The organism is Chromobacterium sp. FG22 (genome assembly GCF_057809415.1).
The window spans coordinates 57,375-72,285 of record NZ_JBMDJX010000011.1 but is presented as its reverse complement, the minus strand read 5'-3'; the positions used below and the strand labels follow the sequence as shown (position 1 = coordinate 72,285).

Annotated in this window: 13 protein-coding genes; 9 read left to right on the top strand and 4 right to left on the bottom strand. The window is 64.8% G+C overall.

Annotation, left to right across the window (positions count from 1 at the left end; translation table 11 throughout):
* The first annotated feature begins 14 nt into the window (after positions 1-14).
* The 9 genes from ACODSD_RS12815 to kynA all read left to right on the top strand — a co-directional run bounded on the left by ACODSD_RS12815 (position 15) and on the right by kynA (position 7,946).
* On the top strand, positions 15-485 hold the full coding sequence (locus tag ACODSD_RS12815; RefSeq protein ID WP_488877509.1) for a GNAT family N-acetyltransferase: 471 nt from the start codon (positions 15-17) through the stop codon (positions 483-485).
* A gap of 115 nt (positions 486-600) precedes the next feature.
* Positions 601-993 carry a hypothetical protein gene (locus ACODSD_RS12810; RefSeq protein ID WP_107797941.1) on the top strand — a complete coding sequence of 131 codons (393 nt, stop codon included), beginning with the start codon at positions 601-603 and terminating at the stop codon, positions 991-993.
* A gap of 72 nt (positions 994-1,065) precedes the next feature.
* Positions 1,066-2,400, top strand: a complete 1,335-nt coding sequence (miaB, locus tag ACODSD_RS12805) for a tRNA (N6-isopentenyl adenosine(37)-C2)-methylthiotransferase MiaB (RefSeq protein WP_107797940.1) — start codon at positions 1,066-1,068, stop codon at positions 2,398-2,400.
* Positions 2,401-2,484: 84 nt separating this feature from the next.
* Positions 2,485-2,772 carry a YciI family protein gene (locus tag ACODSD_RS12800; protein WP_107797939.1) on the top strand — a complete coding sequence of 96 codons (288 nt, stop codon included), beginning with the start codon at positions 2,485-2,487 and terminating at the stop codon, positions 2,770-2,772.
* A gap of 82 nt (positions 2,773-2,854) precedes the next feature.
* On the top strand, positions 2,855-3,841 hold the full coding sequence (locus tag ACODSD_RS12795; protein ID WP_107797938.1) for a PhoH family protein: 987 nt from the start codon (positions 2,855-2,857) through the stop codon (positions 3,839-3,841).
* A complete protein-coding gene (gene ybeY / locus ACODSD_RS12790) occupies positions 3,822-4,328 on the top strand; it encodes an rRNA maturation RNase YbeY (protein ID WP_107797937.1) in 507 nt (168 codons plus the stop codon). Before ACODSD_RS12795 ends, ybeY begins: the two co-directional genes overlap by 20 nt.
* A gap of 3 nt (positions 4,329-4,331) precedes the next feature.
* Positions 4,332-5,183, top strand: a complete 852-nt coding sequence (locus tag ACODSD_RS12785; RefSeq protein WP_019102982.1) for a CorC family transporter — start codon at positions 4,332-4,334, stop codon at positions 5,181-5,183.
* Between the two features lie 269 nt (positions 5,184-5,452).
* Positions 5,453-6,937, top strand: coding sequence for an apolipoprotein N-acyltransferase (lnt, locus tag ACODSD_RS12780; protein WP_227106594.1), 1,485 nt, complete (start codon positions 5,453-5,455; stop codon positions 6,935-6,937).
* A gap of 166 nt (positions 6,938-7,103) precedes the next feature.
* Positions 7,104-7,946: a tryptophan 2,3-dioxygenase gene (gene kynA, locus ACODSD_RS12775; RefSeq protein ID WP_227106592.1), complete on the top strand. Its 843-nt coding sequence runs from the start codon at positions 7,104-7,106 to the stop codon at positions 7,944-7,946.
* 168 nt (positions 7,947-8,114) lie between these two features.
* Here kynA and ACODSD_RS12770 read toward each other — a convergent pair whose 3' ends face one another.
* The 4 genes from ACODSD_RS12770 to ACODSD_RS12755 form a co-directional block, all read right to left on the bottom strand.
* Positions 8,115-9,752: a methyl-accepting chemotaxis protein gene (locus ACODSD_RS12770; protein ID WP_107797935.1), complete on the bottom strand. Its 1,638-nt coding sequence runs from the start codon at positions 9,750-9,752 to the stop codon at positions 8,115-8,117.
* Positions 9,753-9,925: 173 nt separating this feature from the next.
* Positions 9,926-11,413: a CoA-acylating methylmalonate-semialdehyde dehydrogenase gene (locus ACODSD_RS12765; protein WP_486636436.1), complete on the bottom strand. Its 1,488-nt coding sequence runs from the start codon at positions 11,411-11,413 to the stop codon at positions 9,926-9,928.
* Between the two features lie 42 nt (positions 11,414-11,455).
* Positions 11,456-12,772: an omega-aminotransferase AptA gene (gene aptA / locus ACODSD_RS12760; RefSeq protein WP_227106588.1), complete on the bottom strand. Its 1,317-nt coding sequence runs from the start codon at positions 12,770-12,772 to the stop codon at positions 11,456-11,458.
* A 178-nt stretch (positions 12,773-12,950) separates the two neighbouring features.
* Positions 12,951-14,807 carry a methyl-accepting chemotaxis protein gene (locus ACODSD_RS12755; RefSeq protein ID WP_227106585.1) on the bottom strand — a complete coding sequence of 619 codons (1,857 nt, stop codon included), beginning with the start codon at positions 14,805-14,807 and terminating at the stop codon, positions 12,951-12,953.
* Between the last annotated feature and the right edge of the window lie 104 nt (positions 14,808-14,911).

The following is a 14,911-nucleotide window of genomic DNA, read 5'->3' as shown; positions in this document are numbered from 1 at the left end:
TTGTCCTGCGCCCGATGCAAGTTCAAGATTTTCCCGCCGTGCTGCAAGTTCAGCAACACTGCTATCCGCCGTCGCTGATCGAGAGCCGGGACGCGCTGGCCTCGCGCCACCGCCTGTCGCCGGACACCTGTTGGGTGGCGGAGCGTCCCGGCCAGCTGCTGGGCTATGTGTTCGCCCATCCCTGGACCGCCGGCCGGCCGCCCAGCCTCAACCGCCCGCTGGAGAGGCTGCCGGACGCAGTGGACACCCTGTTCATCCACGATCTGGCGCTGCATCCGGACGCGCGCGGCCACGGCCTGGGGCCGCGGCTGGTGCAAACCGTGCTGGGCCAGGGCCGGCGGCGCGGGCTGCGCCAGGCGCGGCTGGTGGCGGTTCAGGGCGCCGCGCGCTATTGGAAACGCTTTGGCTATCAGCCCTGCGCGCGCGACGATTACACCCGCCGGGCTTACGGCGAAGACGCGGTCGGCATGCGGCGCTCCTTGTGAACGCAGGGTGAACGCGGGCCGCGTCGGCGCGCCAAAACGCCTATGCTGCAAGGAAGATTTGGCCAGCCCCATGGCCAAGCTATGATAGAATCGCGCGCAACGTATTCAATTCCTTATGAAAATACTCATAGTCGCCCTTTGCGCGGCATGGCTCGCCGCTCCGGCCCTGGCCGGCCGTTTGCTGCCGATGGAACTGAAGGCCGGCACGGTCCGCGCCGCTAACGACGCCACCATCGAGTTCGTCAAGAAAGACCGCTCCTTGCTGGAAAGTCTGCTCGGCATCTTCATCCGCTCCGAGCGCCAATTCCCGTTGGCGCCCGGTCTGCGCATCTTCGACGAGAACAACCGCTTCCTGCTGCGCGGCCAACTGGACAATCTGGAAGGCCGGCCGGTGGGGGTCACCTTCAATATGCAAGGCCAGATCAACCGGATCTGGGTGCTGCGCCCCGAGGAAGTGGACTTGCTGAAGCAAAGGGAAGCCGAAGCGGCCGCCCAGCCGTCCCAATAAACTCAGCCGCTCGCGGCGCGCTTGTCGGGTCCGGCCCGGCGGCGAACTGAAACACGCTGGAATCTAGCTGCAATGAAAAAGGTATACATCAAGACGTTCGGCTGCCAAATGAACGAGTACGACTCGGACAAAATGGCCGACGTGCTGTCCGACTCCGAAGGCATGATCAAGACGGACAAGCCGGAAGAAGCCGACATCATCCTGTTCAACACCTGTAGCGTGCGCGAAAAGGCGCAGGAAAAAGTGTTTTCGGACTTGGGCCGCATCCGTCCGCTGAAAGAGGCCAAGCCCGATCTGATCATCGGCGTCGGCGGCTGCGTGGCGTCGCAGGAAGGCGAAACCATCGTCAAGCGCGCGCCTTACGTCGACGTGGTGTTCGGCCCGCAAACCCTGCACCGCCTGCCGGACCTGATCAAATCGCGCCAATCCAGCGGCAACTCCCAGGTGGACATCTCCTTCCCGGAAATCGAGAAGTTCGACCACATCCCGCCGGCCAAGGTGGAAGGCGGCGCGGCTTACGTGTCCATCATGGAAGGCTGTTCCAAGTATTGCTCCTTCTGCGTGGTGCCCTACACCCGCGGCGAGGAAGTCAGCCGCCCCTTCGACGACGTGCTGACCGAAATCGCCGGTCTGGCCGTCCAGGGCGTCAAGGAAATCACCCTGCTGGGCCAGAACGTCAACGCCTATCGCGGCATGATGGCCGACGGCGAAATCGCCGACTTCGCGCTGCTGCTGGAATACGTGCACGAAGTGCCGGGCGTGGAGCGCATCCGCTTCACCACCAGCCACCCGCGCGAGTTCAGCCAGCGCATCATCGATTGCTACGGCAAGCTGCCCAAGCTGGTGTCCCATCTGCACCTGCCGGTGCAAAGCGGAGCCGACCGCGTGCTGGCCGCGATGAAGCGCGGCTACACCGGCCTGGAGTACAAATCCATCATCCGCAAACTGCGCGCGCTGCGGCCGGATCTGTGCCTGTCGTCCGATTTCATCGTCGGCTTCCCCGGCGAGACCGAGGCCGACTTCGAACAGACGCTGAAGCTGGTCAAGGACATGGAAGTCGACTTCAGCTACGTGTTCATCTACAGCCCGCGTCCGGGCACGCCGGCGTCCAATCTGCCGGACGACACCCCGCACGCGGAAAAAGTGCGCCGGCTGGAAGCCCTGAACGAGGTGATCGAGGCCAAGGGCTTCGCCATCAACCAGGCGATGGTGGGCACGGTGCAGCGCGTGCTGGTGGAAAGCGTGTCCAAGAAGGACGCCGCCATGCTGGCGGCGCGCACCGCCAACAACCGCGTGGTCAACTTCGCCGGCCACCCGCGCCTGCTCAATCAGATGATCGATCTGCGCATCACCGAAGCCCGCCCCCACTCGCTGGTGGGCGAGGCGCTGATCGCGGAAACCGCCTGAGCATGACGCCCGTCCGCCATTTTTTCGCGCCGGCCGCCGCGGGCCGGCGTATGCTTGGCGCTTTCCCTTCACGCTAACGCCGCCATGTTCATTGTTTCGCTAAGCTACATCGCCCCGCTGTCCGACATCGACGCGCAGCTGGAAGCGCACGTCGCCTGGCTGCGGCAGGGTTACGCCGCCGGCCTGCTGCTGGCCTCCGGCCGCAAGACGCCGCGCACCGGCGGCGTGATCCTGGCGCGCGGCGAACGCGCCGAGCTGGAAGCGCTGCTGGCGCGCGACCCCTTCGCCGTCGCCGGCCTCGCCCGCTACGAAATCACCGAGTTCCACGCCAGCATGAGCGCGCCGGAACTGGATTGTCTGCGGAACATTTGATGAGCGCCGCAGCCCTAACCCTTGTCCATCGGCCGTCCCGCCCCGCGGCGGGCCGCCGACAACGACCCAGACTACGAGCCGCATGACTACATCGCACGCCGAACCCCTGAGCTTCAACCCTGTCGACAATGAACGGCTGGCCCGCCTGTGCGGCCCGCTGGACGAAAACCTGAAACAGATAGAAACCGGCCTGGACGTGACGGTGCAGCGCCGCGGCGAAAGTTTCCGCGTCCAGGGCGAACAGGCCAAGACCGCGGTGGAGGCGCTGACCCGGCTCTATCTGCTGGCGGAAAAACAGGAGCTGTCGATAGACGACGTGCAACTGTGCCTGGTGGAACTGCGCCGCCACGCGCCCCACGGCGCCGCGGCCGCGACCGACGACGAAGACGCGCCGGTGCTGGTGACCCGCCGCGGCGATCTGCGCGGCCGCACGCCGCGCCAGAGCCGCTACATCAAGGCCATCCAGCAACACGACATCACCTTCGGCATCGGCCCGGCCGGCACCGGCAAGACCTATCTGGCGGTGGGCTGCGCGGTGGACGCGATGGAGCGCGACGCGGTCAAGCGCATCGTGCTGGTGCGCCCGGCGGTGGAGGCCGGCGAGAAGCTGGGCTTCCTGCCCGGCGACCTGGCGCAGAAAGTGGACCCGTATCTGCGGCCGCTGTACGACGCGCTGTACGATCTGATGGGTTTCGACCGCGTGACCCGGCTGTTCGAAAAGAACCTGATCGAGATCGCGCCGCTGGCCTATATGCGCGGCCGCACGCTGAACAACGCCTTCATCATTCTGGACGAGGCGCAGAACACCACGCCGGAACAGATGAAGATGTTCCTGACCCGCATCGGCTTCGGCTCCAAGGCGGTAATCACCGGCGACGTGACCCAGATCGATCTGGCCCGCCATCAGAAAAGCGGCCTGGTCGAAGTGGAACGCATCCTGGACAAGGTCCGCGGCATCCATTTCCACCATTTCCAGAGCGACGACGTGGTGCGCCACCCGCTGGTGCAGAAAATCGTCGACGCCTACGACCAATACCAAAGCAAGCAAGATGAAAAGAGCCAAGCGTAACCCGCTGCTGGCGCGGCTGGCCGCGCGCCTGGAACTGAGCCTGGACGTGCGCAGTCAAACCGCCGCGCTGCCGCGGCCCGCCGATCTGCGCCGCTGGAGCCAGGCGGCGCTGCAAGCCGGCGTCAAACAGGCCCAGGTCAGCATCCTGATCGTGGATGCCGACGAAGGCCGCCAAATGAACCATGACTACCGCGGCAAGGACTACGCCACCAATGTGCTGAGCTTCGCCCTCAACGAGGGCGAGCCGGTGCCCGGCCTGCCCTTGATCGGCGATCTGGTGCTGTGCGCGCCGGTGGTGGAAAAAGAGGCCGCCGAGCAAAACAAGCCGCTGCAAGCGCATTACGCCCACCTGTTGGTGCACGGCATGCTGCACCTGCAAGGCTTTGACCACGAACAAGACGACGAAGCCGAAACCATGGAGGCGCTTGAAACCGTCATCATGCAGAGGCTAGGATATCCCGACCCTTATCGAGAGGAGCAGTTCTAAGAAATGGAAGACCCCAGTAAACCGCGGCCGACTTGGCTGGAACGCCTGTCCACCATGTTGCTGCGCGAGCCGGAAGATCGCGAAGAGTTGATCGAGCTCTTGCACAACGCCTTCGAGCGCAATTTGCTGGACGCGGAAGCGCTCGGCATGATCGAGGGCGTGCTGGAAGTCAGCGAGCTGACCGTGCGCGACGTGATGATTCCGCGCAGCCAGATGAACGTGATCAGCTGCGACGACCCGATCACCCGCTTCCTGCCGATGGTGATCGACTCCGGACACTCGCGTTTTCCGGTGATAGGCGACAGCAAGGACGACGTGCTGGGCATTCTGTTGGCCAAGGAACTGTTGCGCTATTTCCACGCGCCGGCCAGCTTCGACTTGAAGGCGGTGCTGCGCCCGGCGGTGTTCGTGCCGGAGTCCAAGCCGCTGAACGTGCTGCTGCGCGATTTCCGCGCCACCCACAATCACATGGCGGTGGTGGTGGACGAATACGGCGGCGTGTCCGGCCTGGTGACCATCGAGGACGTGATCGAGCAGATCGTCGGCGACATCGAGGACGAATACGACACCGAGGACGACGAGGAAGACATCCTGCCGGTGCGCGGCCATCAGCGCTACCGGGTCAAGGCGCTGACCGAGATCGAGGACTTCAATCATTACTTTGAAACCGATTTCGAAGACGACGACGTCGACACCGTCGGCGGCCTGGTGATCTCGCTGACCGGCCACCTGCCCAAGCGCGGCGAGGCGGTGGAAGCCGCCGGCCTGCGCTTCACCGTGCTGCGCGCCGACAACCGCCGCGTCGACACCCTGCTGGTGGAGCGGATTCAGGCCGGGGAAACCAGCGAGGTCTGAGAAGCGGCGCGCCTTCCGCTTCGCGGCGGAGGCCTGGCTTGAGCACGGCTGAGAAACGCCCATGCGCCGCCTGCGCATTGCGCTTTCCCAGCCGTTTCGGCCTTGTCTCGCCCACGCTCGCAAGAGCGTGAACAGACGCTGAACGCCGCTGCCGGAAGCCGGCGGCCGGATTGGGCTTGGAGCCCGCGCCGCCCGCTCCTAAGATGAAGATCAGCTATTTGACAATCCGTCGGCCGGCTTTTGCCGGCCGGCTTCGCCTGATGCCTACCATGCGCACTTTACTGGTCCTGCTGGCAGCCGCCTTGGCTGGCAGCCTCACACTGTTCGCCTTCGCCCCCTATCGGCTATTCTGGATCATGCCGCTGTCTTTGGCGGCGCTGGCCGACCTGACTCAACGCCACCCGCAGCGCGCGTTCTGGATCGGCTATGTCTGGGGTCTGGCCGCCTACACCAGCAACTTCAACTGGATCTACAACAGCCTGCACGACGTGGCCGGCCTGCCGGCCTGGATCGCCCTGCCGCTGGTGCTCTTGCTGCCGGCCTATCTGGCGCTCTACCCGGGCCTCGCGATGTGGCTGAGCGCCCGCGTCACCGCCAAGCCGTGGCAGCGCTGGCTGCTGGCCTTCCCGGCGCTGTGGGAACTGGGGGAATGGCTGCGCGGCTGGGTGCTGACCGGCTTCCCCTGGGCCGCCGCCGGCTACTCGCAGATCACGGAAAGCCCGCTGGCCGGCTATACGCCGCTGGGCGGCTCCCACCTGGTCACCTACCTGGTGGCGCTGTCCGCCGGCGCGCTGGCCTTGATGGTCCACAGCGGCTGGAAGATGCGCGCCGGCCTGCTGGTCGCCGCGCTGGCGGTGTGGGGCAACGGTTTCTGGCTCAAGAGCGTGGAATGGACCCAGCCGCAGGGCAAGCCGATCAGCGTGGCGCTGGCCCAGGGCAATATCGCTCAGGAACTGAAATGGTCGCCGGAAAACCTGGAAGAATCGCTGCGCGTGTATTACCAGCAAGTGGCCACCACCCGCGCCGATCTGATGCTGCTGCCGGAAACCGCGCTGCCGCTCTTCCTCGACGACCTGCCGTCCGGCTATCTGAGCATGATGGAAGGCCAGGCCCAACGCGCCGGCATGGCGCTGGCCACCGGCGTGCCGCGCCGCACCAACGACGGCCGCGGTTATTTGAACGCGGTGGTGGCGCTGACCACGCCGGGCCGGCCCTTCTTCGCCAAAGACCATCTGGTGCCCTTTGGCGAGTTCATCCCGGTGCCCGGCCTGATCGGCTGGATCTACCAGTTCATGAATATGCCGATGTCCGGCTTCAGCAGCGGCGGCGCCAATCAGCCGCCGCTGGCGCTGGCCGGCGAGAAGATCGCCTTCAACGTCTGCTACGAGGACAGCTTCGGCGAAGAGCTGACAGGCCCGGCCTCCCAGGCCAGCATCATGGCCAACGTCAGCAATCTGGCCTGGTTCGGCAAGAGCGTGGCGATGAGCCAGCACCTGCAGCTGTCCCAGGCCCGCGCGATGGAAAACGGCCGCTACATGCTGCGCGCCACCAATAACGGCATGACCGCCATCATCCGCCCGGACGGCGAAATCGCCGCGGTGGCCGCGCCCTACACCCGCCAGGTGCTGCAGGGCTTCGCCCAGGGCCGCCAGGGGCTGACGCCCTATATGCGCCACGGCAATATGCCGGTCTTGATAGGCTGCGCGGCGCTGCTGCTGCTGGCCATGCTGCTGGGCCGCAAACACCGGCCCTGAGCCTTGTAGCCCTCACACCGCAAACGCGCGATGTTTCCACACAGGAACATCGCGCGTTTTGACATTCGGCCCCGGATTCCCGATCATCATTCGCCGGCGACGCGAAACCGGTCCCGTACCGGACACACACCAAGAAACGACGCGCCGCCTCTACAAGGGAAACACCATGAACGAGAGAAAACTGGAAGCCGGGATCGTCACCAACTTTTCCGAGCGCATGAGCTACGGCGGCTATCTATGCCTGGACGAGCTGCTGGCCTGTCAGAAACCGCTGTCCAACCCGCCGCATCACGACGAGTTGCTGTTCGTGATCCAGCATCAGACATCGGAATTGTGGATGAAGCTGATGCTGCACGAGCTGCAGGCCGCGGTGCGCTTCGTCCAGCAGGACACGCTGGGCCCCAGCTTCAAATGCCTGGCGCGGGTCAAACAGATCCAGCGTCTGCTGTTCGAGCAATGGGCGGTGCTGGAAACGCTGACACCGTCGGAATACATGGAATTCCGCGACGTGCTGGGCAATTCCTCCGGCTTCCAGTCGCATCAATACCGCTCCATCGAATTCCTGCTGGGCAACAAGAACCAGGCGATGCTGAACGTGTTCGCCCACGAAGCGGACAAACACGCTTCGCTGAAGGCCATCCTGGACGCGCCCAGCCTGTACGACGAATTCCTGCGCCATCTGGCGCGGCGCGGCCTGCCGGTGCCGGCCTCCAGCCTGGAACGCGACTGGTCGCAGCCCTATCAGCGCAACCCGGAACTGATCCCGCTGTTCAAGTTGATCTACGACCAGCCCCAGCAGCACTGGGAAGCCTATGAGATGGCGGAAAAACTGGTGGACGTGGAGGAATACTTCCACCTGTGGCGCTTCCGGCACATGAAAACGGTGGAGCGGGTGATCGGCTTCAAGCAGGGCACCGGCGGCTCCAGCGGCGTGCGCTTCCTCAAGCAGGCGCTGGAGCTGACTTTCTTCCCGGAGTTGCTGGACGTGCGCACCGAGATCGGCCGCTAAGAACCTGCTTACGATCGGCTGCGCGTCGCGACGCGTTGCACGGTGAGTACCGCTTCGAAACGCTCATGCAGTAAACCCGCATTCGGCGTTCTCAGCGGTTTTCACCTTGTCTCGCTCTCGCCCGCGAGATTTCGAATCGGCTCTAAGGCCGCCTAGCGCGCCGCCGGCTCAACAGCGGAAGCGCGACACCAGCCCGCGCAGATTGCCGGCCAGCTGGTTCATGTCCGCCAGCGCCGCCGAAGCGGTGGACGCCGCTTGCGCGTTCTTGCTGGAGCTCATTGCGATCTGTTCGACGTACTGGGCGATGTCCTGGCTGGCGGTGCCCTGCTCCTTCAGCGCGTGGGAAATATCGTTGACCACGCCCAGCACCCCGCCGGCGCTCTGACGGATCTCGCCCACCGCCTCGCCGCCCTGCTCGGCCAGTTCCAGGCCGTTCTTGGCGCGCCGCACCGCCTCTTCCATCGAACCGTGAGACTGGGTGGAGCTTTGCTGGATCTCGGCGATCATGCCGGCGATCTCCTCGGTGGCCTGGGCGGTGCGTTCGGACAGCTTGCGCACCTCGTCCGCCACCACCGCAAAGCCCCGGCCCTGCTCGCCGGCGCGCGCCGCCTCGATCGCCGCGTTCAACGCCAGAAGATTGGTCTGATCGGCGATGTCCTTGATCACCTGCATAATGCCGGAGATCACTTGCGCCTTGTCCACCAGCTCGTTGATGGTGCCGGCGGCCAGTTCCACCGACTCATTGATGCGGCGCATTTCCGCCACCGCGCGCGAAATCACCTCGCTGCCCTGCTGCGACGATTCGCCGGATTGCTCGGACAGATTGCGGGCGTCCTGAGCGCGGTCGGAAATATGGTTGATGCTGACAGTCAGTTCTTCGATCGACGCCGCCATCGAGGTGGCCGCCTCGCTTTGCTTCTCCGAACCGTTGGCCACTTCGCTGGCGTGGCTGCTGACGTCGGCGCTCATCTCCGACACCCGGCTGGCCGCGGCGGCGATGTCGCCCACCAGCTGCCGCAACTGCCCCTGCATGCCGGCCACATTGGCCAGCAGGCTGTCGCGGTCGCCGGCTTTCACCGGCACGTCCATATCCAGCTGTCCGGCGGCGATGCGTTTGACGATGTCCACGGTGACCGCCGGCTCGCCGCCCAGCTGGCCCAGCACGCTGCGCATGATGTAGCCGCCGAGACCGGCCAGCAGCAGCAGGATCACGCCGACTTCCAGCGCCAGGTTGAACAGCGATTTGTGATAGGCGGCCGCCACATCGTCCAGATAGATGCCGGTGCCCAGCACCCAGCCCCAGCCGGGCGAGGTCATCAAATAGGAGATCTTGGGCTGCGGCGCGTCGAAGCCCGGCTTGTCCCAGACATAAGCGGCATAACCCTTGCCGCCGCCGGCGCTCAGCGCCTGGTCGAACAACTGGCCCATGTCCTGGCCGCTGCCCTCCTTAACCCCGTGCAGATTCTTGCCGATCAAGGCCGGCTTCACGCCGTGAGCGACATAGGTCAGGCCCTTGTCGAAGGCGAAGAAATACTCGCGCTCGTCGTAACGCATGCTGCTCAGCGCCGCCGCCGCCAGTTGCTTGGCCTGCGGCTCGCTCATCTTGCCGTCCGCCGCCATCTTCTCGTAGGACGTCACCAAGGCCGCCGCCGATTCCACCAGATTGCGCGTCTTGTCCTTGCGGTCCAGCAACATGGTGTCCCGCTCGCGCATCACCGACAACACGCCTATCGCCGTCACCAGCAGGGCCATCGCCACCAAAAGCAGCAGCAAACGGCCGCGCAGGCTCATTGTTGTTTTGTTCATTTCCATCTCCCCACACCTTGTTAGCTTATTCTAGACAGCGCTGATCGCTCTTTTTATCCGATTAATCCCAGTTTGATACATTTCGATGAAAAATATCAACAGCATAAAAAAAACCCGGATCGCTCCGGGTTTCAACTGAACGCGAGCACGCGTCCAGAGTCGTCATTCCATCCTTACTTCATCGTCGGCATCACGAATTCGGCGGTCATCTTGGCCGGCCAGCGGCTGGTCACCGTCTTCATCCGGGTATAGAAGCGCACGCCTTCCGGGCCGTGCATATGATGGTCGCCGAACAGCGAAGCCTTCCAGCCGCCAAAGCTGTGGAATGCCATCGGCACCGGGATCGGCACATTGATGCCCACCATGCCCACCTGGATGCGGTGGCTGAATTCGCGCGCGGCGCCGCCGGAACGGGTGAAGATGCTGGTGCCGTTGGCGAAGGGATGGGCGTTGATCAGGCTGACCGCGCTGTCGAAGTCCGGCACCCGCACCACCGCCAGCACCGGTCCGAAGATTTCCTCCTTGTAGATGCTCATCTCCGGCGTCACATGGTCGAACAGGCAGCCGCCCAGGAAAAATCCGTCCTCGTGACCGGGATGGCGGTAGCCGCGGCCGTCCACCACCAGCTGCCCGCCTTCGGCCACGCCCTGCTCGACATAGCCCGTCACCTTGTCCAAGTGCTGGCGCGTCACCAGCGGGCCCATTTCCGCCGCCGCGTCGTCGCCCACGCCTATCTTCAGATTGCGCGCGCGCTCGGCCAGCCGCTCCACCAGCGCGTCGCCGATGTCGCCCACCGCCAGCACCACCGAGATCGCCATGCAGCGCTCGCCGGCCGAGCCGTAAGCGGCCCCGATCAAGGCCTCCACCGCGCCGTCCAGATCCGCGTCCGGCATCACCACCAGGTGGTTCTTGGCGCCGCCCAGCGCCTGCACCCGCTTGCCGTGGCGCGCGCCGGTTTCGTAGATGTACTGGGCAATCGGCGTGGAGCCGACGAAGCTGAGCGCGGCGATGTCGGGATGGGCGAGCAAGGCGTCCACCGCCTGCTTGTCGCCGTGCACCACGCTGAACACGCCGGCAGGCAGGCCGGCCTGCTGCAACAGATCGGCCAGCAGCAGCGCGGCGGACGGGTCGCGCTCGGACGGCTTGAGAATGAAGCAGTTGCCGCAGGCCAAGGCCACCGGGAACATCCACAGCGGCACCATGGCCGGGAAGTTGAACGGGGTGATGCCGGCCACCACGCCCAGCGGCTGACGCATGGAATGGCTGTCGATGCCGCCGCCCACCTGTTCGGTGAACTCGCCCTTCAGCAATTGCGGAATGCCGCAGGCGAACTCCACCACTTCCAGGCCGCGGGCGACTTCGCCGATGGCGTCGGACACCACCTTGCCGTGCTCGCTGGAAATCAGCGCCGCCAAGCGCTGCTGGTTCTGCTCCAGCAGCTCCTTGAACTTGAACATCACCCGCGCCCGCTTCAGCGGCGAGGTTTCCGCCCAGGCCGGAAAGGCCTTGCGCGCCGCCGCCACCGCGGCCTGCACCTCGTCCGGGCTCGCCAGCGGCACGCGGGCGGCGACGCTGCCCAGCGCCGGGTTGTAGACATCTCCAAAGCGGCCGCTCCGGCCTTCGCAGCGTTCGCCGCCGATGTAATGAGGAATGGTTTGCATCTTATGTTCCGATTCGAATGAGTTGAGTATTCGGCGCCGCGCTTACTCGCAGGCGCGCAAGGCGGAGGCGATGGTGTCGAACAGCCGGTCGATCTCGTGCTTTTCGATGATCAAGGGCGGCGACACCGCCAGGATGTCGCCGGTAAAGCGCACCAGCACGCCTTGTTCCCAGCACTTGAGGAAGACGTCGAAACCGCGCTGCCCGGCCGCGCCGGGGCGGCTGTCCATTTCGATGCCGGCCACCAGGCCCAGGTTGCGGATGTCCTTGACGTAGGGCTGGCCGCGCAAGGCGTGCGCGCGCTCCTCGAAATAAGCGGACAAGCCGGCGGCGCGCTCGAACAACTGCTCCTCGCGGTACAGGTCCAGCGAGGCGATCGCCGCGGCGCAGGCCAGCGGATGGGCGGAATAGGTGTAGCCGTGGGGGAACTCGATCATGCGCTCGCCGGCGGCGGCCATGAAGGCGTCGTGGATCTCCGGCTTCACCAGCAGCGCGCCCATAGGCACCACGCCGTTGGTCAGGCCCTTGGCGCAGGTGATGATGTCCGGCAGCACGCCGAACTTGTTGGCCGCCCAATCCGCGCCCAGGCGTCCGAAGCCGGTGATCACCTCGTCGAAGATCAGCAGGATGCCGTAGCGGTCGCAGATTTCGCGCAGGCGCCGCAAATAGCCCTTGGGCGGGATCAGCACGCCGGTGGAGCCGGCCATCGGCTCGACGATGACGGCGGCGATGGTGGACGGGTCGTGCAGGGTCAGGATGCGCGCTTCCAGTTCGTCGGCGAACTCGGCGCCGTGCTCCGGCTCGCCGCGGCTGAAGGCGTTGCGCGCAAGATCATGGGTGCTGCGCAAATGGTCCACCGCCGGCAGGGACACCGGAAAGTGTTTGCGGTTGCCGGCCATGCCGCCCACCGAGACGCCGCCGAAGTTGACGCCGTGATAGCCGCGCTCGCGGCCGATCAGCTTGACGCGGGCGGCGTCGCCGCGCACGCGGTGATAGGCCACCGCCATCTTCAGCGCGGTGTCCACCGCCTCCGAGCCGGAGCCGACGAAGAAGGCCTTGCTCAAGCCCTTGGGCGCCATCGCCACCAGCTTGTCGGCGGCCTCGAAGGCCTTGGGGTGCGCCATCTGGAACGGCGGCGCGTAATCCAGCGTCGCCACCTGGCGCTGCACCGCCTCGACGATGGGCTTGCGGTTGTGGCCGGCGGTCACGCACCACAGGCCGGCGCTGCCGTCCAGGATCTGGCGGCCTTGGTCGTCGGTGTAATACATGCCGTCGGCGCTCACCAGCATGCGCGGGGCGCTCTTGAACTGGCGGTTGGCGGTGAAGGGCATCCAGAACGCGTCCATCTGCGGCTGATTCATCGTTGTCTCCCCTGGCTCTTGGCCGAATGATGACAACTAATCTAGCGGCTGCACCAATACAATTACAGGTACAGTTTGCGCGGATTTGCCCAATCCCGTACCGGCCAAATCGCCAATACAGTCCAAGACCATGAAAAAACCCGGCCGCAGCCGGGTTTCCTGTGTCGCGTCAGCTCGCTTAAACGCGGAAGCTGGAGAACAACTGCCGCATATCCTTGGCCGCCTGCGACAAATCGTTCAAGGTGTCGTGCACGGTCTGCAGAGCGCCGTCGCTGTCGACGATGCGGCCGTTGATCTGCTCGGTGCTCTGCGCGATCAAGGTAGTGGCCTTGTGCTGCTCGCTGGTGGACAAGGTGATCTCGTTCATCTTGGCCATCACTTCCTGCATCGCCTGCTGGATCTGCTCGATGCGCTGCACCGCGCTGTCGGTCAGTTCCACGCCGTCGTCCACCGAGCTGACGGTGCGCTGCATATTGGTCACCGCCTGGCTGGTTTCCTCGCGGATGGTGCTGACCATGCTGGAAATCTCCACCGTGGCCTGGCCGGTGCGCTCGGCCAGTTTGCGCACTTCGTCCGCCACCACCGCGAAGCCGCGGCCCATCTCGCCGGCGCGCGCCGCTTCGATCGCCGCGTTCAAGGCCAAGAGGTTGGTCTGATCGGCAATGTCCTTGATCACATTGGTGATGCCGCTGATTTGCTGCGAGCGTTGATCCAGCGACACCAACATGCCGGACAAGCCCTTCACCGCCTCCACCGTGCTGTTCATTTCGCGGGAGATGCGCTGCATTTCGTCGGCGCTTTCGCTGGACACGGTGCCGGTGTGGTTGACCAGCGAATCCGCCTCGCGCGCGGCGTCGGCGATATGGGAGATGCTGACGGTGATTTCCTCCAGCGTCGCGGCGTTGGAGCTGGACACGTCGGAAATCTGCCGGGAATCGCGCGCCACCTGATCCACCGTGGTGGCCACGCTCTGCACACCGTTGGTGACGTTTTCCGCCTCGGTGCGCACCGCCACGAACATGCTTTGCAAACGATGGATGAAGCTGTTGAACGCGGTCGCGGTTTCGGCGATCTCATCCTGGCCCTGCACCTCGATGCGTCGGGTCAAATCGCCCTCGCCCTTGGAGATCTCCAGCATCGCGTTGCGCAAACGGCCCAAGCCTGCCAACATTTTGCTCAGCATCACGCTGGCCACCGGGATCAGCACCACCACGCACAGCGCGCCCAGGCCCACCACGGTCAGCAGCAGTTTTTCCAGCGGCTCGCTGACCACGGACTTGTCTATCATCACGCCCAGCAGCCAGTTGGTGCCCTCCACCGGGTCCACCTGCACCAGCTTGGTTTCGCCGTTGACCTCGATCTCCTCCATCGCGCTGCTGGTGGACAGCTGCACCAGCTTCTCGCCGGTCAGCGCCGGCACTTTCTCCGCCAGAGGCTTCAGCGTCAGCGTGGTGTCCGGATGGGCGATCACCTTGCCGGCCTTGTCCACCAGGAAGGCGTAGCCGTTGCCGCGCAGCTTGGCGGACAGCACGGTTTTGACCAAGTCGTCGATGAAGATGTCGCCGCCCACCACCGCTTTCAGCGTGGAGCCGTCGAACACCGGCGACACGAAGGTCACCACCAGTTTCTTGGTGTCGAAATCGACATAGGGATCGGACACGCCCGGCTTGCCGCTGGCCTGCGCCTGCTGATACCAGGGCCGCGCCACCGGGTCGTAGCCCGCCGGCTGCGGCTTGAAGTCGGAACGGATCATCTTGTGATCGGCGGTGCCGATATAGGTCATGTCGTAGCCGCCGGCCTGGCTCAGGCGCGCCAGCATCGGCATGGGCTCGGGCGTGCCCACCACCGGGTTGCCGGCGATCACCACCTTGACCTTGCTGCCGTACCAATCCTTGACCAGGTTGGCGTAGCCGCGCGAGGTGCTGGACAACTCGTTATCCACGCCCTGGACAATCTCGTTGCGCATCTGGGTGTAGACCAGGGTCGTAATGATGGCGCCCAGCAGAACCAGCAGCACCGCAATGAATACAATCAACTTTACACGCAAAGAGCGCATTTCCGTCCTCCATCCCCAATTCGACTTGGCTTGCCGCGATTGCTTGTCAATTCACGACAAAGCGCTGTTATGATCATTCTCGA